The following is a 19480-nucleotide window of genomic DNA, read 5'->3' as shown; positions in this document are numbered from 1 at the left end:
AAACACAGTCTGATTGACGAAAAAATCTCCAAACTCTGTTTTTTTGTATGCTATAATAGAGAAAATGGAATGGATGTTCGACTGGGAAAGGAAGAAATTTGTGCGAATTATGGGGATTGACCCAGGGATTGAAATTGTTGGATTTGCCATATTAGATCAGTGTGGAAATAATTTTAAGCCTGTAGACTATGGAAGCATTCGCACAGAATCTAAGCTTTCTACGGCAACTCGCTTAAAGCAAATCTATGATGCCTGCACTACTTTGTTCGAGAATTATCATCCAGAAGTCGTAGCGATTGAAAAGTTATTTTTTAATAAAAATGAGAAAACAGCGATGATCGTAGGACAAGCCCGTGGTGTGATCATGCTAGCAGCTGAAGAGGCAGGTGCAACGATTACAGAATACACTCCAGGACAAGTGAAAATGGCTGTTGTTGGTTATGGACGAGCTGAAAAAAAACAGGTGCAAGAAATGGTTAAGGCTATCCTCTCTTTACCAAGAGTACCAAAACCAGATGATGTTGCAGATGCGTTAGCTATTGCCATTTGTGAAGCCCACTCATCTCAAGTTGCTAGAGGATGGAGAGGGGTATTAAAATGATTGACTTTGTGAAAGGTAACGTGGCGTATATCGAGTCTGACTATGTGGTTATAGAGGCTGGCGGAATAGGATATCAAATATTTGTGCCTAATCCTTTTAAGTTAGTAGAAGGTAATCTAGCGTTTGTTTATACCCATCAAGTGATACGAGATGATGCCCATTTGCTATATGGTTTTTTAGAAAAAGATGAAAGAGATTTTTTTCGCTTGTTGCTTGATGTATCAGGCATTGGCCCAAAAGCTGGATTAGCTATGATCGCAAGTGGAGATTTGCGTTCAGTCGTTATAGCGATCCAGACTGAGGATATGAAGTTTCTGACTCGTTTACCTGGGATTGGGAAAAAAACGGCAGCTCGTATCATTCTGGATCTCAAAGATAAATTAATGAAACAGGGATGGGAAGGGCGTCTAAATCTAATACAAAATTCACAGGTGATGGATTCGGATCTAACTATCCCTCATCTGCGTGATGTCATTGATGCTTTGATGGGGCTTGGCTATATGGAAGAAGAAGCAAGACGGTTTGCTGAGGCAGCTAAGAATAAGACAAGTGAAGTACGATCGACTGAAGAATGGATTAAGCAAGCTTTACAAATTTCGCTAAAAAGATAGGGAGGGTCGCATATGGAAGGGCGGATCATCTCAGCAAAAATGGCTGCAGAGGATGAGACGGTCGAATTTAGCTTGCGCCCTCGATATTTAAGTGAGTATATCGGACAAAATCAGGCAAAAGAGAATCTCAAGGTTTATATCGAAGCGGCTAAAATGCGCAATGAAGCACTTGATCATGTTTTACTTTATGGTCCCCCTGGTTTGGGAAAAACAACCCTTGCTCATATTATCGCTAATGAGTTGGGGGTAAATATACGTACAACTTCTGGTCCTGCTATCGAACGTCCAGGAGATTTGGCAGCGATTTTAACTAATTTACAACCTTATGATTTATTATTTATCGATGAGATTCATCGTTTAAATCGTTCCGTAGAAGAAGTTCTTTATCCCGCTATGGAGGACTTTGCTTTAGACATTGTCATTGGTAAAGGGCCTAGTGCTCGATCAGTACGTATTGATTTAACTCCTTTTACTTTGGTTGGAGCAACGACTCGTGTTGGCTCCCTGTCAGCCCCTTTGCGTGATCGATTTGGAGTAGTGAGTCGATTAGAGTATTATTCAGTTGAAGATCTAGCGTTTATTGTGATGCGTTCAGCTGATCTGCTTGGAGTGGGAATTTATGAAGAGGGAGCATTAGAAATTGCTACACGGGCTCGTGGAACCCCTCGGATTGCAAATCGTTTATTAAAACGTGTACGTGATTTTGTCCAAGTAGAACGAGACGGAATTATAACTGGAGAGGCTGCACGTTATGCATTAGATCGGATTCAAGTGGATAAACTGGGATTAGATCATGTGGATCATCGATTGCTTAAAGTAATAATCGAAAACTTTCGTGGTGGTCCTGTTGGTGTAGATACATTAGCGGCATCGATTGGTGAAGAGCGGCATACTGTGGAAGATGTATATGAACCTTATTTGATGCAAATTGGCTTTTTACAGCGTACACCGCGTGGACGTATGGTGACAATGAAGTGCTGTCAGTTCTTAGGAGTCGAATGGCCAAAATGAACCCAGTTGCTAAGATACTTATAATCGGTGGAGTCATTTTAATTATCGTTGGGCTTTTATGGCAAGTAGGTGGTAAATTGATTCCATTTGGGAAACTACCAGGAGATATTTTCATTGAAAAAGGAAAGGTGAAGTTTTATTTTCCGATTGTCACTTGTATATTGATAAGCCTGGTCTTATCACTTATTGCCTATTTGTTTCGCCTGTTTCGGTAAACGGGCGTTTTTCTTTTTATCTAGGTCCATTCATAGAGTGACCTAATGATTTTTTATGGATGAGAAATTGGAGGTAAATTATGGATGTATCGCTTTTTGATTTTGAATTACCTAAAGAACTGATTGCACAAACACCAAATCTAAAGCGTTCGAGCTCCCGCCTATTGATTATGGATCGGAAAACAGGCGATATGAATCATACCTATTTTCCAAGTATTGTTGATCAACTGCAAACAGGAGATGTACTGGTTTTAAATGATAGTCGAGTTCGCCCAGCACGTTTGATTGGGGTTAAAGAAGAGACAGGGGCAAAAATTGAATTGCTGTTATTGAAGCCACTCGGTAATGATCGATGGGAAGCTTTGGTAAAACCAGCAAAAAGGGTAAAAGAGGGAACGGTTATTTCATTTGGAGATGGACAGCTTCAAGCAGTTGCTAAGGAAAGTACTGAGGTCGCAGGGGAGCGTATTTTTCAACTATTATATGAAGAAAGTGATCTTGATCAATTACTCATTAAACTCGGACAGATGCCATTACCCCCTTATATTCATGAGCAGCTGGATGATCCTGAGCGGTATCAAACCGTGTATTCGAAAGTGGTTGGATCAGCTGCTGCCCCTACCGCAGGCTTACATTTCACAGAAGAGATCTTAGATCAGATTAGAAAAAAAGGCGTTCACGTTGTTTTTATCACGCTTCATGTTGGGTTAGGTACATTTCGTCCTGTCACAAGTGAACAAGTCGAAGAACATCAGATGCATGCAGAGTACTATGAAATGAATCAAGAAACGGCTCGGATCATAAATACAGCCAAAAAGCAAGGTGGTCGTGTAATTGCTGTAGGGACGACTTCGATCAGAACTTTGGAAACAGTAGCTAGTTTAAATAAAGGGGAAGCTGCTTCATGTAATGGTTGGACTGATATTTTTATTTATCCGGGCTACCAATTTAAAATGGTAGATGGACTACTTACCAATTTTCACCTACCACAGTCCACATTACTTATGCTTGTAAGTGCTTTTAGTTCACGAGAGCATATCTTAAAGGCATACCATGAAGCGATTAAGCAACGCTATCGTTTTTTCAGCTTTGGAGATTGTATGTTAATCATTTAAAAACTTGTACTTGGTTACCTTTACTTACTATAATGGGGTAGCAGGAAAACGACAAGATTATGTATAATGGATTACAATAGGGGGAAGAGTCTTGGCTATTCGTTATGAGTTGATCAAGGAATGTAAACAGTCAGGTGCCCGCTTAGGGCGTATACATACACCACATGGAACGATTGATACCCCCATTTTCATGCCAGTCGGAACACAAGCCACAGTAAAAACGATGAGCCCTGAAGAGCTGAAAGAGATGGACGCACAAATTATTTTAAGCAACACTTATCATCTCTTTTTAAGACCTGGTCATGAAATCGTTAAAGAAGCAGGTGGGCTTCATTCGTTTATGAATTGGGATCGGGCTATCTTAACGGATAGCGGTGGTTTTCAAGTATTTAGCTTAAGTCAATTACGGAAAATCACTGAAGAAGGGGTTTCATTTCGCTCCCATTTAAGTGGTGAAAAGTTGTTTATTGGTCCGGAAAAAGCGATGGAGATTCAAAATGCATTGGGCTCAGATATCATGATGGCATTTGACGAATGTCCACCTTATCCGGCAGAACGCGAATATGTGGAGGCATCGACAGAGCGTACATATCGTTGGGCTAAGAGGTGTATTGCTGCACATCAGCGACCTGATGAACAAGCATTATTTGGAATTGTGCAAGGAGGAATGTTTCGCGATTTACGCGAAAGAAGTGCACGACAACTGGTAGATTTAGATTTACCAGGTTATGCTGTAGGAGGTTTAAGTGTAGGAGAACCTAAAGAGTTAATGTATGAAGTTTTGTCATATACAACTCCACTTCTTCCCAAAGATAAACCGCGTTATTTGATGGGAGTAGGTTCACCAGATGCATTGATTCAAGGGGCTATTTATGGTATTGATATGTTTGACTGTGTGTTACCAACACGAATTGCTCGCAATGGAACGACAATGACGAGTCAAGGGCGTTTGGTCATCCGTAATGCGAAGTTTGCACGAGACTTTACTCCCTTAGATCCAAATTGTGATTGCTATACTTGTCGTAATTATACACGAGCTTACCTACGGCATTTGATCAAAGCAGATGAGACTTTGGGTATTCGACTCACTTCATATCATAACTTGTACTTCCTACTCAAGTTAATGAAGCAAGTACGTCGTGCTATTCAAGAAGATCGTTTATTAGACTTTCAAAATGAGTTTATGCTTCAATACTATGGGTCACTTACCCCACAAACAGCGTTTTAAGATCCAATCAGATCGTTTGCATGAGGGTAAATGCCGTAGGAGTCAGGCTTGGGAGTATGTTCAAAAACGATCAGTGGCTAATAAGATAATAGCTTTAATTTAAATCAAACCCAGGAGGTCGAAGAAAATGAATATGCAGACATTACAAGGATTGTTGTTCCCCGTTCTGATTATTGTGGTATTTTATTTTTTCTTGATTCGTCCACAACAAAAACGCCAAAAACAACGTAACATGATGTTGTCCCAGTTAAAGAAAGGTGACAAAGTTGTAACCATTGGAGGTTTACATGGATCGATCGTCGATTTGACTGATGAAAAAGTCACTTTGAAAGTAAGCGATAACACTCGTCTGGTTTTTGAGCGCAGTGCGATCAATTCTGTGGTCAATGCTGATGGAAACTCAACCTCAAAAACTGAGGAGAATAAAGAAGAAACAGTAGCCAAAGCTGAGTAATTACTTTAGCTGTGAACACTCCCTCCTATCAAAACCGGAAGGATATAATTATATTACTCTCACCTTATAGTTCATACCATAAGTGAGAAAATATCTATATTCCTCCAAGCAAAGAAAAAGTCCCTCCGTAACTTGGTAGGGACTATTTTTTCGATCAATAAGACTATTTGAACAATAGGTGATTTTATGTATTCTTTTTGCGCATATGTTGTATATGCTTTTTTAAGATTATTTTACCGATTTAAAGTGGTCGGGAAAGAGAACTTGCCATCAAGTGGATTTGTCATTGCGTGTAATCATACGGGTTGGTTGGATATACTTTCATTAGCAGTGGGAATTTTACCCCATAAAGTAAACTATATGGCTAAAAAAGAACTATTTGAAAATCGATTCATAGGTTGGTTTCTGAGTAAACTAAAAAGCTTTCCAGTTGATCGTGATAATCCAGGACCTAGTTCATTAAAAATACCCATCCGTAGATTAAAAAATGGCGAAAATGTGGGTATTTTTCCAAGTGGTACACGTCAGCAAGGAGAAGTTCCCCTCAAACGGGGAGCCGTTTTCTTAGCTGAAAAGGCAAGAGTGCCACTGGTTCCAGCGAGTTATCAAGGTCCTCCAGCGATTCGTTTAGCTGATCTTTTTCGTCGTAAGGAAATTACGGTTATGATCGGAAAGCCTATAGATCCTAATGAATACAAAGATTCGGAAGAGAAAGATGCTTTTGCCAAGAAATTTAATGAAGCATTTAATCAGTTAAATTATCAATCAAGGGATCATTGAAAATGTTAAAGCGAGCCATTTTGATGTTATGTCAAAATGGCTCGCTTTATTTTTGTCACACTATCTGCTTCGATTTACTCCAATGATTCCACCTACAGCACTAATAGAAAATGCAATTAGGAGAAAAATAAGGGCTTGGGATTGAATACTCATATCAAATCCTAGAAAAGCGATAAGTATTAAAATAAGACAGTAAATCAGCCCTTGCATCCCGCCATAATACCACCCTTTTTTTTGCGCCTTTTTCCCTGCAGTATAACCACCGATGAATAGAGTGATGCTATTGATTACGAGAGTGATTTGCGATAGAAATTGAGACTCTAGTGAACTATAGGTAAATAGAAGAGCCATGATCAAAGAGATGGTAAAAACCAACATCCAGATAACGAATTGTCCGGCAATCCATGGTGAGGAAAGCCCTAGTTTTGCTTTACGTAGAGACGAATCTTTCATTTACTAAACCACCTTATAAGATGATGTATGTAAAAGGTTATGTTCGGATAAAAGCATGATGAATGGTAAAACATAACCTTAACCAATTTGACAAGAAAGGAAGAAAAGTGTGTGGATGCATGGGCGATTTTCTTTCGAACCTTGTTTATGTATTTCTTTTTATTGTTAATGCTTCGGCTCATGGGAAAACGGGAAATTGGTAAACTATCCGTCTTCGATTTAATCGTTTCCTTTATGATCGCTGATTTATCTGCGACGGTTATCGAAGACATCAAGCTTCCGGTTTTTTCTAGTGTAATTCCAATCGCTTCCCTTGTCGGATTGCAAATATTGGTATCCTTTATTATGTTAAAGAGCAGAAAAGTACGTGGAATACTAGACGGTGAGCCAACCATTATTATTAAAAATGGAAAGCTGCAAAGAGAAGCGATGAGTAAAGTAAGGTATAATATGGATGATTTATTGATGCAATTGAGAGATAAGAATATTGCTAATGTCGCGGATGTGGAATTTGCCATTTTGGAGACATCCGGAAAGCTTAGTGTATTTCCCAAAGAAGAAAAAAAACCTGTGACTAAAAGCGATATTACCTTAAATCACCACCTTAAACCATTTACTCTTCCTATACCTGTGATCATTGATGGCGAAATACAAGATAAAGAATTAAGTTCGCTTGGATTTAATCGTTTTTGGCTAAAGAAAGAGCTAAAAAAGAAAGGATATAACCAGTTTAAAGATGTTTTTTACGCTTGTGCAGATGAGAATGGCAGCTTGTATGTTGAAGGCAATAAGAGATCCAAACGTTAATGAAGAATGAGTCTTGCCATCCATTTCCCGATATACGGAATACGAATGATATCCTTTTTGCGGATGACAGCTAGTATAAGCAGAAGAACTAAATAGATAATTAAACTACTTGAAAAGGCAAATAAGAGTTTTATAAATAAAGAAGCGATATCGAGTTGCATTAGGTATCTTAGTACAAAACCCATGATGGATAAGGCAAAGCCTAACTTTATCAAATCTCTGAGATGGATTGTAAAGGAGATCATGCGTGTGATACTAATAAAATGTAGAATTGTAACAATAATCAATCCGCAATTGACTGCAATCGCAACACCATTTATCCCTAACTGAGGTTGTGAGGCTAGTATAAAAATCAAAATGGTTTTAATGACCGCACCCCATATTGAATTACGCATTGCTACACTGGCACGATCTAAGCCTTGTAATATGGAGGCAAGTGGACCTTGTAAATATAAAAAGATGGCAAATGGCGCCATAATTTTCATTAAGTAAGCGACATCTGATTGATGATATAATATTAACGTTAAAGGTTCCGCTAGGATATAAATAAAAATGGCACATGGAGCACCTACAATGAGAGAAAGCCGAATTGCTTGCGCTAAACGATGCGATACGAGTGACATATTATTTTTAGCAGCAGCTTCACTAATGGCCGGAACAAGTGAAACAGACAATGCATAGGTGATAAAAGATGGAAAAAAGACGAGTGGAATAGCCATTCCTTCTAGTTGTCCATAGAGTGCTGTGGCTGTGGTGGTAGCAATTCCAGCGATAGCTAAGCTTTGAGAAACAACAATGGGCTCAATCGCATAAGATAAAGAGCTGATAAGCCGACTTGCAGTTACAGGAATTCCAGTTCGAAGTAAGTCCTTTAAGATCTTAAAAAACTGTTTAGTTGACGGGATTTTTTTTCGTTTAAATGCAGGCCCTATCAGCGGACGATTGGGGTCTTTTTTAAATGAATAAATTAAATAGATCATCCCAAAAAATTCCCCTACAACCATACCAATCATGGCTCCAGCTGCAGCATATTCAACTCCCAGTGGTAGTAAATATTGGGCAAGAAATAAAACCGTAAAAATGCGAACCAACTGCTCGATAATCGTTGACAAAGCATAAGGGTTCATATGCTGTTTTCCCTGAAAATAACCTCTAAAAATGGATGAGATTGCGATAATTGGGATAATAGGGGCAATGGATAATAAGGAATAAATCGCACGCTCATCTGTTAATAGGATCGAAGCAACAACCGGTGCAAATAGAAGAATAAAACTGGTAAAAATGATACTCGTGATTGTTACAATTATTATTGATACAATAAGAATAGAACGAATGCGATGCTCTTCATTTCTTCCGACTGCTTCTGATACTAGCTTTGAGATAGCTACAGGAAGTCCTACTGTGGTAATGACCATCATAAAAAGTAGAATGGGAAAGGCCATTTGAAATAAGCCCATACCTTCAGCACCGATAATCCGGGAAAGAGCAATACGATAGATAAAACCGAGTATCTTGGTGATAAATCCAGCTCCAACTAGGACGAGCGTTCCATACAAAAAGCCGTTTTTGCTCATTTCCCATTCCTCCTTTAATAAATGCTGTTGTTACCAGCGTATGCCTTGTCCGGCTCACCCATGACTAAAAATGGATTTACTACAGGAAAAAAGTAATAAAAGTTGAAAGATAAATTGAATAAGAATCGAGGGGGATCAAGCGATGAGACAAGGAAATTTGCGATCAGTAAATCGTCAACCCAAAAAACAACCCGAGGTGGAATTGCTTCAGGACCAGGAATTAATGCAGTGTATTGAAGATCTATGTAATAGTAAAGCGGCTGAATTTCGTATGTATGGTTATGAAAATGTGACAGGTGAACAAATTTGGGCTTGTGTATCCGAAAATTACCGTCGGGGTTGGCCACGTCTTAACCGTTTAGTCAATGACATTATGTCTTTAAAAGCAAACCGCTTTATGAACTGGCTTATGCTTAGCGTCTATAAGGATCAATAAATGAAAGACGCCATCAGATATGACTGATGGCTTTTTTGTATCAGAATTTGATAGAAAATTGACATGAACTTTGTCAACTGGGATAATTAAGCATGTTGAAGCCATTTTACTTGGAATGATCGTTTATATGAAGAGGAAATACGGTTGGCTCTTATGAAATGGATAGATGGCGTATAAAGAATGGATCGTGTATGATCGCTAGAACTACATCGATCAAAGAGTCATTTTTCGTCTTTAAGGCGAAACTTGTGTTACTTTTGTATTTTAATTAAAAAGGAGGGGCGAAGCGCAATTCTCCCTGAACAGAATCAGGGTTTCCTGCGCTACATAGGATGAAACCTCGCAAGTCAAAATTTGTTCTATTTATCGTACTTGTAGTCGCGATTTTTGCGATCATTGCAACAACATCTACTTCTATACTAAAAGGGATTACGCTTGGTCTGGATTTACAAGGCGGATTTGAGGTGCTTTATGAAGCAGCACCCGGACAAAAAGTAAATGCGTCTATTTTAAGTGATGCTTCTAAAGCCATTAATAAAAGGATTAACGTACTAGGTGTATCTGAACCTGATATCAGTATTGAAGGAAATAATCGAATTCGGGTACAACTTGCGGGAGTCAAAGATCAAAAGAAAGCAAGAGAACTTTTGGGGAAACAGGCGGAACTTACCTTCCGTGATCCTACTGGTAAGAAAATTTTAATGAATGGTAGAGATCTAGCTGAAGATGGAGCCAAACTAGAATATGACCAAGCGAATCAACCTGTGGTAAGTTTAAAATTAAAAGATGCCAAAAAATTTGCGGATATTACTAGTAAATATATCAGTCAACCTATTCCAATTTACCTTGATGACCAACAATTAAGTGCGCCAGTTGTTCAAGAAAAAATTACAGGAGGAACAGCGCAAATTACAGGTCAGCGTACTGTAGAAGAGGCACAAGAGCTTGTCGAATTACTGAATGCGGGTGCAGTACCTATCAAATTGATTGAAAAGCAAAGTTATGCGGTCGATGCCAGCCTGGGGGAAAAATCACTACAAGATAGTGTTGAAGCAGGACTTTTAGCGGTACTTGCTATTTTTATCTTTGTGATTGGGTATTATCGACTACCAGGTCTGATTGCGGTAATTACATTGATAGCCTATTCTTATTTAGTTTTACTAACTTTTTATGTACTGAATGTTACGCTAACTCTTCCGGGTATTGCTGCCTTTATTCTGGGAATTGGTATGGCTGTGGATGCGAATATTATCACCAATGAACGGATTAAAGAAGAGATTCGTGTTGGACGAAGTATTCCTGCTGCTGTTCGGGCCGGATCGAAACGATCTTTTTTAACGATTTTTGATGCTAATATTACCACGGTGATTGCAGCAGTTGTTCTCTTTATTTTTGGATCAGCAGGAGTAAAAGGTTTCTCTGTATCGCTCATTGCAGGAATTCTCGTTAGCTTTGTAACAGCGATCGGCTTATCACGTTTATTGATGCATTTGTTGGTTCGTTCGAATATGGTAAAACGCCCAGCATTATTTTGTGTAAGAGAGGATGAGATCAGTGACTTATAAAATTGATTTTGTTAATCGCCGTAAAATTTTCTTTCTGATCTCAGTACTAACGATTCTCGTTGGAATTATCTCCTATGCATTTCAGGGATTAAATTTAGGAATCGACTTTGTGAGTGGGACAAGACTTGACTTCCGATTTGAAAAGACAATTGATCTAGAAAAGGCAACGAAAGCACTGGATGAACTTGGATATGATAATCCGAATGCACGTTTAGGTGGGGATACGAATAATATCTTGATCTTCCGGATCAATGAAAAAATCGAGAAAAAACAAGTGGATCAAATCACAGAGCGACTTAAGCAAATTTTTGGGATGACTCCCCATGTCCAAGAACAAACTGTTGACCCGATCATCGGAAAAGAAATTGCACAAAGTGCCTTTTATGCGATGCTCATCGCTTCAGTCGGGATAATTATTTATGTGGCACTTCGCTTTGAATACCGTTTTGCTGTTGCCGCAGTTATCGCTTTAATTTATGATGCCCTATTTATTATTAGCGTATTTTCTTTACTCCAATTAGAAGTAGACTTGACATTTGTAGCGGCAATTTTGACCATTGTCGGTTATTCGGTCAATGATACCATTGTTATTTTTGATCGAATTCGTGAGAACATGGAAATGAAAAAGCCGAAGACTTGGGATGAACTGGTAGAGGTTGTTAATTCAAGTATAGGGCAAACTCTGGTTCGTTCGATCAATACGGTGGTGACGGTTATATTTGGTGCTTTAGCCCTTAGTATTCTTGGTGGGGAAAGCATTCGTAACTTTTCACTTGCTCTTTTATTTGGATTGCTATCAGGAGCTTACTCTTCTATTTGTATTGCGAGCCAAATATGGGTTGGATGGAAATGGAAGTCTATGCAAAAAGAAAGAGAAAATCCAAGAAAAGAACCTGCTGTTTCAGAATAAGAGCTGCATCAATGGATGCAGCTTCTTTTTTACCAGGAATCAAATATCTGTACTTCCTTAAGTTTATGCTATAATGATTAGCGCAAAGCGAGGTGAACGGAATGCTACGTCCTAAAATGCGTTGGCAAGCCAAAGAAGTGGATGAGGCTCAGGTACTTCGGCTAGAGAGTGAGCTTGGAGTTGGTTCTACAACTGCCCGCTTATTAATTCACCGTGGTATAGATCAGATTGATGCTGCACGTCGTTTTATATCACCATCATTAAATGATCTGTATGATCCTTTTTTACTGGATGGAATGAGGCAAGCGGTATCACGAATACATCAAGCGCTTCAAGAACAAGAGAAGATTCTTGTATATGGAGACTATGATGCTGATGGTGTTAGTAGTACGAGTTTGATGATGAAATTATTCCGAACACTAAAAGCAAATGTGGACTTCTATATTCCAAATCGTTTTCGGGAAGGCTATGGCTTAAATAAAGAAGCTTTAAAGCTTGCAGCCGATCAAGGCGTAGGACTGGTTGTGACAGTAGATACTGGAATTAGTGCCATAGAAGAAGCTTTATATGCTAAAGATCTTGGTCTCGACTTGATTATTACGGATCATCATGAACCGCCCGAAAAGTTGCCCGATGCGTTTGCGATTATTAATCCCAAAAAACCGAATTGTGCTTATCCCTTTCCGATGCTTGCTGGAGTAGGGGTTGCTTTTAAATTAGCGACGGCAATGCTGGGAAGAGTACCTGAGGAATGGTTGGATATTGCGGCACTTGGTACGATTGCAGACTTAGTTCCCTTAGTGGATGAAAATCGCATTATTGCAAGTTTTGGCTTAAAGCGAATGAATCAGCGTAAACATGTTGGAATTGCTGCTTTACTAGAAGTATCAGGAATTGACGGGGACGTGTCAGCTGGACATGTGGGGTTTTCTTTAGGTCCAAGAATTAATGCAAGTGGTCGTCTGGATTCAGCTAAATTAGCCGTTGATCTTATGTTGACAGAAGATCGCGATGAAGCCTGCATGATGGCAGAAGAACTAAATACCATGAATCGGGAGCGCCAGCAGCTCGTAGAAGCGATTACGGTCGAAGCCATTGAACAAGTCGAATCAGAACCAGAACGTCATCGCTATATGATCGTCGTCGCGAAAGAAGACTGGAATGTAGGCGTGATTGGAATTGTTGCTTCACGATTAGTCGAGAAATACTACCGGCCTGTAATTGTTCTAGGGATTGATCAGGAAACAAATATGGCCAAAGGCTCCGCGAGAAGCATTGCAGGATTTGATATGTATCAAGCATTAACCCAGTGTAGGGATGTTCTTGATCATTATGGCGGGCATACCATGGCAGCGGGGATGGGGCTTCAAGTAGCAAATATCCGTCTTTTCCATGAAAAAATGGCTTTATTAGCCATGAGTTGGTTGACAGAGGAAGATTATATACCGATCACACATATCGCTGACGAATTAACGATAGAAGAGATTACAGTTTCAATGATTGATCAATTACGAGTGTTAGAACCTTATGGGATGGGGAACCCAACTCCGTATTTTGCGATCAAAGATGCGCAGATTGCACGAATGCAGCGAATGGGAGTTGATCGTAATCATTTACGAATTCAACTTAGCTCGGAACAGGCCAAGCTCGATGTCGTTGGATTTCGTGTTGCGGATCTAGCCGATGAAATTGCGGAGAATGCTCGTATCAGTGTTTTGGGTGAGTTAAAGATTAACGAGTGGAATGGAAAGCGCTCACCTCAGTTGGTGTTACGGGATATAACTGTTCCACACATACAGATATTTGATTGGCGGAGCAATCGAGCAAGAAAGGATCATTTGCACAAATTAAAAGAAACTAATTGTCGGTTTTTCTGTCATGAGCCAATGAAAGAACTCCAAGATGTTGGCTCTAGTATTTTGTGGGATGAAATAGGTGTAGCTGGGTGGAAAGAGCGGATTGCAGGGGCAAGTTATCTTGCTTTTATTGATCCACCTCCAACGCTAGCACGATTTCAACTATTGTTCTCAGAGCTATCGGATGTAGAACGGCTTTACTTTCTATATGGCGATACGGACTTTGATGATATCTTAGTGAAGCTCCCCACATATCAAGAATTTGCAGCAGTATATAAGCTAATTAAGAGTAAACAGAAAACTCCGATTCATCGAATCAAACATTTACCGTCATTAAGTCGTGTCATGGGATTGTCAAAACGAACACTTTCATTTATGATTTCAGTGTTTGAAGAATTAAATTTTCTTAAGATTGAACAGGGATATATCAAAGTGAATCCCAATCCAGCGAAACAGCCATTGGAGAATTCAGAGCTATATCAACGGCAACAAGCGAAAGAAGAAGTATGGAAAAAATTGGTTTATTCATCTTATCGTGAGTTGTGTGACTATCTTTTTACCTCTGTTCAATTTAGGTGGCAAATTGGAGGAGCGAGTAATGGATTTCAAAGAGAAAATCAGAGTGATTCAAAACTTTCCACAGCCGGGGGTACGCTTTAAAGATATTACAACACTTTTAAAAGACGGTCAGGCCTATCAAGCTGCTATTGATACCATGGTTGAAGGGCTCCAAGAAAAAGAGATTGACCTGATTGTAGGGCCTGAAGCACGTGGTTTTGTAGTAGGAGCGCCTCTTGCTTATAAATTGGGAGTCGGTTTTGTCCCTGTACGAAAACCGGGCAAACTTCCAGCAGAAACGATTGAAGAAAGCTATGGACTTGAATATGGAAAAGATTCTTTGGCGATTCATAAGGATGCGATTCAGCCAGGACAAAAAGTTTTAATTGCTGATGATTTATTGGCAACAGGTGGAACCATAGGTGCAACTTTGGGCTTAGTAGAGAAACTAGGTGCAGAAGTAGTAGGAGCTGCGTTTTTCATTGAATTAACCTATTTAAATGGACGTGATAAGTTAAAAGGGCTCGATATTTTTTCACTTGTACAATACTAAGTATACCAAGACAGACATCCATTTTTTGAGGATGTCTTTTTCTTATGCTTTTCTGCTTCAAGAGGAAGAAATAATTAATTAAAGCATGTTGCATCATTTGATTGAAAATCCAGATCATATCTAGAGCAGGAGTGAGTGGGAAAGCGATGAGTGGCTGATAAGTGTAAAAACCTCTAATTAAACAAAATTAATTTATGTTAAAAAATTGTATTATAACAGTTGCGAAATGAATCATATTGTATTACAATAACATTAAGAATAGATAGAGCATATTGCATTGTTTGATGAATGACCTAGATAATTCTTAGAGTTAGGGATAATCGTTATTGATAGAAAATGAATATTGAATTTTCCGTATTATGTATCGGCATTTGGGGGGGAGCGCAGATGAATCTAAAAAAGAATGAACAAGAGCAGGGTTATCGTTATGATGATGGTAATTCGACACAAGAAGTGTGCGAATCACCTGTTTATCAGGAGGATATTGATTGGATTCGGGATTGTATTTTTGACTTATACCAAGGTAAATAACATGCACAATTCGGTGGGCTACTACCGATTTTTTTTTATTTATACAGATGTTTTTTAGTGAATGATGAATGGCTGTCTAATGTAATCACCCTTAAAATAAAGTAGAATGCAGAAGTATGTTATATAATATGCTAGAGTAAGTATATATAGAGTAAAAGATAGTAGTTATGGTCGATTCAAAACTCTTAGGTTGAAATAATTGCAGCTTTGACTTATGTAGAATCAATAATGAAAAGCCAGAGGCTATCCGTCGTGTGAAGAACATGTTTAAAATAGCTTTTTAGTTATCTGAATTAAAGAGCAGAATTATAGGGTGATGGCATTGAGTAGTGAAAAAACATCTTTTCAAGTCTCTAGAAAACTATTTTCTAAAAATAAGAGTATTCAAAGAGCCATAGAAGCGGCTCCAGTGGGGAGTACCATTGAAATCGGTCCAGGTATTTATAAAGAAGATATTGTGATTGATAAATATATCGAGCTAATTGGTGTAGGAGATAAAGAGAAAATTGTTATTCAAGGAATAAAGAGTAGTTCACTTACTATGAAGAATGGATATGCAGTTATTCGTAATATGACGATTAAACAACCCAAAGAAAATGGATTGGATCGAGGAATGGATACCGTTTATATCGAAAATGGTACTCTTCTGCTTGAATCTTGTCGAATCGAAGCAGGAAAGGGGCCAGGGATTACGATCGATGGTGCTACAGCTGAACCGATTATTCGACATTGTGAAATCAAAAGTTATAAGAATTCAGCTATATTAAATAAGGGAACAGGAAACATCATTTTTGATCATTGTCATTTTTCTTCAGCAGCAAAAAGCAGTCCAGTCATTCATATCTTAGAGGGAAATCCAGTCTTTAAGAGGTGCTCCGTTGTGGGTGCAGATAGTAAGAGCTGTGGGCTTTATATTGAAAGCAAAGGAAAAGGTAAGTTTGAAGAGTGTAATATTTATGGCTTTGATCATGAGGCAGCTATCTATATTAAAGGAACAAGTCCTACTTTTAATCGCTGTAAAATCCATGATGGCAAACATTGTGCCATTGTCATTCGTAAAGGAAAAGGTGTGTTTAAAGGATGTTCGATCTTTAGTTTTGAAAAGGATGCTCCGGCCATTCGTATTTCAAACGGATCTTCTCCTTTCTTTCAAGATTGTACCGTTCGAAATTGTAAGGGGGGAGGATTTATCTTTGAAGAGGATAGTGGTGGACTGCTTGATAAATGTAATCTATTTGGCTTTATTAACCAGCCAGCGATTCGTATTTTTGAAGGAGCGAATCCGTCTGTCCTTCATACAAAAATTCATGATGGTAATGTAGAAGGAGTTGTATCTACCTCAGATGGAAAAGGAATGCTAAGAGATTGTGAACTATATAGCTTTAATTCACATGTAGTTGCAGTCACCAATGGAGCACAGCTTGATGTATTGAACTGTAAAATATATAAAGGAAATGCACATGGGATTTATTTTTCCCAGAAAACAAAAGGGATGGTTCAAGATACACAACTATCAGAGTTTCCAAATGCAGCTGCAATTCATGTTTCAAAAGCAGCAGAACCCTCTATTTATAGTTGTCAAGTGTTTGATTCATTAAAAGGTGTTCAAGTTAACGAGCATGGTCGTGGAAAATTTGAACGTTGTGTTTTTTGGGATATTGAAAAAGAGGTTTGGGATATAAGTGAAAGTGACCCAGATATTTATCTCTGTAAAGAAATGAATAAGGAAAAAGGACGATATGAACTAAGTGACTCGGCAACGGGAGATGCACTCCTCCTTTCAAATCCAAAGGTAAGCGAGCTGTTTGAACAGGTTGAAAAACAGGTTGGACAATGGAAAGTAAAAGCGAAAATGAAAGAAGTCGTTCATTATCTGGACTATCTGCAAGATCGAAAGCGTTTAGGGATCAAAACAGTGGAAGAACTTCATATCCATGCTTTATTTTTAGGCCCATCAGATTCCGGAAAGGAAAAAATGGCTGACTTATATGGCCAGATGATTCATGCGATTGAGCTTGTTGATTCAAGTCATTTAGTGAAAATTACTCCAAGCGACTTGACGAATTCAGATCCATTTGTGATGGAACAAATGATTAAGCAACGTATTGAAGAAGCATATGGGGGAGTTTTGTTTTTAGACCAAATTCATCTCCTTGCTCCTGAACAATTAGCACATGCTCTACTTCCTTCCCTTTATCAAATTGTTAACCATTTGGTGCCTGAGACAGCAGTGATCATAGCTGGGCCTGTCGAAGCAGTTCAAGAATGGTTAGAAAAATTTCAGGACCTAAAACAGCATTTTGTTAATGAGTTTATTTTTGAGGAATATACTCCAGAAGATATGGTCTCACTCTTCTTAGAAGTAGTAAAAGAAAATGAGTATCAAATACATGAAACTTGTATGTCTGTTTTACTAAAAGAAATGCATCATTTGTGGAATATAGATGATGAGAAAAGTTGTGTGGAAAGAGTTAAAGAGTATTTTAAGATTGTACAAATGGTTCAAAGTCGCCGTTGTTTAAAGTTACCAAAAGAACAACGAACCAAAGAAGCGCTAACCATGATCATGCCTGAAGATTTAACTTGGAAAACGGAGAAAGAGGTTCAGCCAGGTGATCAGGATTGGGTTAAAGAATTAGAAAAAGTCTATTCTAAAACAAAAAAAGAAGACACAAATGAATAAAATCTGTGGAGTATAGTAGTTAAGACTGCGAAGAAAGTCATGTTTCGTTTAGAAACACCACAATGACTATAACAGCCAAATGAAAAGAAAACAGGGTTTCTCATATTTTGGATGAGGAGCCCTATTTTTTATAGTTGGACTGGAATCCTAATAAATTTTGTTATCGCTTACATTCATATTCAACAAATTCAAGGTATTTTGGTAAAATAAAATTGTATTCTATTCTGAATCGAATGAACAGGAGGGAGAGTATGCCTTTTTATCATCAGCTAGGTCAAATTCCAAACAAAAGGCATATCCAATTTCGGAAGCCAGATGGAAGCTTATATCTCGAGCAAGTTATGGGCACTAAAGGATTTTCTGGCATTCAATCGATTTTATATCATTTGAATCCGCCGACCCAGGTTAGCACAGCGAAAAAAATTCGTGACTGGGCAACTCCTATTGAACAAGAAGGAGCCAATCGTCATCGTCACTTTATTACTTTTGAAGCGAAAATAGAAGGAGATCCGATTGATGGTAGGCTTCATCTATTGGTGAATGAAGATGTAGCGCTTGCGATTGCGAAACCAGTGGAACCGATGAATTATTTTTTCCGAAATAGTGATGGTGATGAAATTATCTTTGTTCATCAAGGGGAAGGTATACTCGAAACCGTTTTCGGTGAGCTTCCCTATCGACCTGGAGACTACTTGGTGATCCCTGTGGGAACAACTTACCGACTTGAAATGAAAAGCAAAGAGAATCGATTTTTTATCATTGAGTCTTTTGGTGAGATTACCACACCGAAACGATATCGTAATGAACATGGACAATTAATGGAACATAGTCCTTTTTGTGAACGAGACATCCGAGTGCCTACCAAACTAAATACACATACTGAATTAGGTAAATTTGAAGTACGTGTCAAAGCAAGAAATCAGCTCCATTCCTATATTTATGACTTCCACCCATTGGATGTCGTAGGATGGGATGGTTATTTATATCCTTGGGCATTTAATATCGATGACTTCGAACCAATTACAGGTTCGATTCATCAACCACCTCCAGTGCATCAAACTTTTGCAGGTCCCAATTTTGTTGTGTGTTCCTTTGTTCCAAGAATGTATGATTATCACCCTGAATCAATTCCTGCCCCCTATTATCATAGCAATGTAAATAGTGATGAGGTTCTTTATTATGTGAAAGGGAACTTTATGAGTCGTCGAGGGGTTCAGGAAGGATCATTAACTATGCATCCAAGTGGATTACCTCATGGCCCCCATCCAGGTAAAATTGAAGCGAGTATAGGTAAAGATCGAACCGAAGAGCTAGCTGTAATGGTGGATACATTCCGTCCTTTAAAAGTGACCAAGCAGGCGCTCGCTTTGGAAGATCAAAATTATATGTATAGTTGGTTACCATGATGAATGCTTGATAGCTAAAGTGACTAAAAATGGGTTTTTCTTGAAGCTAAAATCACTTAGTGGATAGAAAAGCCCATTGAAGATATCAAACATTCATAGGTGTTATCAACGGATCAAGGTGATATGAGATCGT

The 19480-nt window shown here is 38.6% G+C and carries 17 protein-coding genes and 1 pseudogene; 16 read left to right on the top strand and 2 right to left on the bottom strand.

The window, feature by feature from the left end:
- Positions 1-100 precede the first annotated feature (100 nt).
- The 8 genes from ruvC (at position 101) to DL897_RS00795 (ending at position 6015) form a co-directional block, all read left to right on the top strand.
- Positions 101-601 carry a crossover junction endodeoxyribonuclease RuvC gene (gene ruvC, locus DL897_RS00830; RefSeq protein ID WP_206186467.1) on the top strand — a complete coding sequence of 167 codons (501 nt, stop codon included), beginning with the start codon at positions 101-103 and terminating at the stop codon, positions 599-601.
- The gene (ruvA, locus tag DL897_RS00825; RefSeq protein ID WP_113657230.1) at positions 598-1212 is read left to right on the top strand and encodes a Holliday junction branch migration protein RuvA; all 615 of its coding nucleotides are present in this window, start codon (positions 598-600) and stop codon (positions 1210-1212) included. The genes ruvC and ruvA overlap by 4 nt, the downstream gene beginning before the upstream one ends.
- A 12-nt stretch (positions 1213-1224) precedes the next feature.
- Positions 1225-2223 (top strand): Holliday junction branch migration DNA helicase RuvB, encoded by a 999-nt coding sequence (gene ruvB, locus DL897_RS00820; RefSeq protein ID WP_113657229.1) that lies wholly within the window; start codon positions 1225-1227, stop codon positions 2221-2223.
- Positions 2220-2438, top strand: a complete 219-nt coding sequence (locus DL897_RS00815) for a DUF2905 domain-containing protein (protein ID WP_113657228.1) — start codon at positions 2220-2222, stop codon at positions 2436-2438. Before ruvB ends, DL897_RS00815 begins: the two co-directional genes overlap by 4 nt.
- A gap of 80 nt (positions 2439-2518) precedes the next feature.
- Entirely contained in the window at positions 2519-3553 is a 1035-nt protein-coding gene (queA, locus tag DL897_RS00810) for a tRNA preQ1(34) S-adenosylmethionine ribosyltransferase-isomerase QueA (protein WP_113657227.1), read from the top strand.
- A 91-nt stretch (positions 3554-3644) separates the two neighbouring features.
- On the top strand, positions 3645-4781 hold the full coding sequence (gene tgt, locus DL897_RS00805; RefSeq protein ID WP_113657226.1) for a tRNA guanosine(34) transglycosylase Tgt: 1137 nt from the start codon (positions 3645-3647) through the stop codon (positions 4779-4781).
- Between the two features lie 127 nt (positions 4782-4908).
- On the top strand, positions 4909-5235 hold the full coding sequence (gene yajC / locus DL897_RS00800) for a preprotein translocase subunit YajC (protein ID WP_338067063.1): 327 nt from the start codon (positions 4909-4911) through the stop codon (positions 5233-5235).
- Between the two features lie 186 nt (positions 5236-5421).
- Complete coding sequence (locus DL897_RS00795) at positions 5422-6015, top strand: lysophospholipid acyltransferase family protein (protein WP_113657225.1); 594 nt, start codon at positions 5422-5424, stop codon at positions 6013-6015.
- Between the two features lie 60 nt (positions 6016-6075).
- On the opposite strand, the gene DL897_RS00790 is transcribed toward DL897_RS00795, so the two are convergent.
- Entirely contained in the window at positions 6076-6468 is a 393-nt protein-coding gene (locus DL897_RS00790) for a TIGR04086 family membrane protein (RefSeq protein WP_113657224.1), read from the bottom strand.
- 111 nt (positions 6469-6579) lie between these two features.
- Between DL897_RS00790 and DL897_RS00785 the strand changes: the two genes are divergently transcribed.
- Positions 6580-7275, top strand: a complete 696-nt coding sequence (locus tag DL897_RS00785; protein ID WP_240627224.1) for a DUF421 domain-containing protein — start codon at positions 6580-6582, stop codon at positions 7273-7275.
- Here DL897_RS00785 and spoVB read toward each other — a convergent pair.
- The gene (spoVB, locus tag DL897_RS00780; protein ID WP_113657223.1) at positions 7272-8849 is read right to left on the bottom strand and encodes a stage V sporulation protein B; all 1578 of its coding nucleotides are present in this window, start codon (positions 8847-8849) and stop codon (positions 7272-7274) included. The two genes, DL897_RS00785 and spoVB, sit on opposite strands and share 4 nt — an antisense overlap.
- A gap of 142 nt (positions 8850-8991) precedes the next feature.
- Here spoVB and DL897_RS00775 point away from each other — a divergent pair, with 142 nt between their 5' ends.
- The 7 genes and pseudogenes from DL897_RS00775 (at position 8992) to DL897_RS00750 (ending at position 19347) form a co-directional block, all read left to right on the top strand.
- Positions 8992-9285: a post-transcriptional regulator gene (locus tag DL897_RS00775; RefSeq protein ID WP_113657222.1), complete on the top strand. Its 294-nt coding sequence runs from the start codon at positions 8992-8994 to the stop codon at positions 9283-9285.
- Positions 9286-9617: 332 nt separating this feature from the next.
- Positions 9618-11760: pseudogene (gene secD, locus DL897_RS18965) on the top strand (protein translocase subunit SecD).
- 101 nt (positions 11761-11861) lie between these two features.
- Positions 11862-14276, top strand: coding sequence for a single-stranded-DNA-specific exonuclease RecJ (gene recJ / locus DL897_RS00765; protein WP_113657221.1), 2415 nt, complete (start codon positions 11862-11864; stop codon positions 14274-14276).
- On the top strand, positions 14215-14727 hold the full coding sequence (locus DL897_RS00760; protein WP_113657220.1) for an adenine phosphoribosyltransferase: 513 nt from the start codon (positions 14215-14217) through the stop codon (positions 14725-14727). The genes recJ and DL897_RS00760 overlap by 62 nt, the downstream gene beginning before the upstream one ends.
- Positions 14728-15114: 387 nt before the next feature.
- Positions 15115-15258, top strand: coding sequence for a hypothetical protein (locus DL897_RS18065; protein ID WP_168188580.1), 144 nt, complete (start codon positions 15115-15117; stop codon positions 15256-15258).
- 322 nt (positions 15259-15580) lie between these two features.
- Positions 15581-17941, top strand: coding sequence for a right-handed parallel beta-helix repeat-containing protein (locus DL897_RS00755; RefSeq protein ID WP_206186466.1), 2361 nt, complete (start codon positions 15581-15583; stop codon positions 17939-17941).
- Between the two features lie 251 nt (positions 17942-18192).
- Entirely contained in the window at positions 18193-19347 is a 1155-nt protein-coding gene (locus DL897_RS00750; protein WP_113657218.1) for a homogentisate 1,2-dioxygenase, read from the top strand.
- Positions 19348-19480: the final 133 nt, after the last annotated feature.

It is taken from the genome of Thermoflavimicrobium daqui, from assembly GCF_003313465.1.
In the GTDB taxonomy this organism is placed as follows: domain Bacteria; phylum Bacillota; class Bacilli; order Thermoactinomycetales; family Thermoactinomycetaceae; genus Thermoflavimicrobium; species Thermoflavimicrobium daqui.
The sequence above is the reverse complement of the archived record's forward strand: the minus strand, read 5'-3'. Positions and strand labels throughout refer to the sequence as shown.

Bases quoted from the DNA above. Each gene is read 5' to 3' on its own strand.
- DL897_RS00795 (WP_113657225.1), top strand. From the start codon at position 5,422: ATGTATTCTTTTTGCGCATATGTTGTATATGCTTTTTTAAGATTATTT.
- ruvB (WP_113657229.1), top strand. From the start codon at position 1,225: ATGGAAGGGCGGATCATCTCAGCAAAAATGGCTGCAGAGGATGAGACG.
- ruvA (WP_113657230.1), top strand. From the start codon at position 598: ATGATTGACTTTGTGAAAGGTAACGTGGCGTATATCGAGTCTGACTAT.
- recJ (WP_113657221.1), top strand. From the start codon at position 11,862: ATGCTACGTCCTAAAATGCGTTGGCAAGCCAAAGAAGTGGATGAGGCT.
- DL897_RS00790 (WP_113657224.1), bottom strand. From the start codon at position 6,468: ATGAAAGATTCGTCTCTACGTAAAGCAAAACTAGGGCTTTCCTCACCA.
- DL897_RS00760 (WP_113657220.1), top strand. From the start codon at position 14,215: ATGGATTTCAAAGAGAAAATCAGAGTGATTCAAAACTTTCCACAGCCG.
- DL897_RS00815 (WP_113657228.1), top strand. From the start codon at position 2,220: ATGAACCCAGTTGCTAAGATACTTATAATCGGTGGAGTCATTTTAATT.
- DL897_RS18065 (WP_168188580.1), top strand. From the start codon at position 15,115: ATGAATCTAAAAAAGAATGAACAAGAGCAGGGTTATCGTTATGATGAT.
- queA (WP_113657227.1), top strand. From the start codon at position 2,519: ATGGATGTATCGCTTTTTGATTTTGAATTACCTAAAGAACTGATTGCA.
- yajC (WP_338067063.1), top strand. From the start codon at position 4,909: ATGAATATGCAGACATTACAAGGATTGTTGTTCCCCGTTCTGATTATT.
- spoVB (WP_113657223.1), bottom strand. From the start codon at position 8,849: ATGAGCAAAAACGGCTTTTTGTATGGAACGCTCGTCCTAGTTGGAGCT.
- DL897_RS00750 (WP_113657218.1), top strand. From the start codon at position 18,193: ATGCCTTTTTATCATCAGCTAGGTCAAATTCCAAACAAAAGGCATATC.
- DL897_RS00775 (WP_113657222.1), top strand. From the start codon at position 8,992: ATGAGACAAGGAAATTTGCGATCAGTAAATCGTCAACCCAAAAAACAA.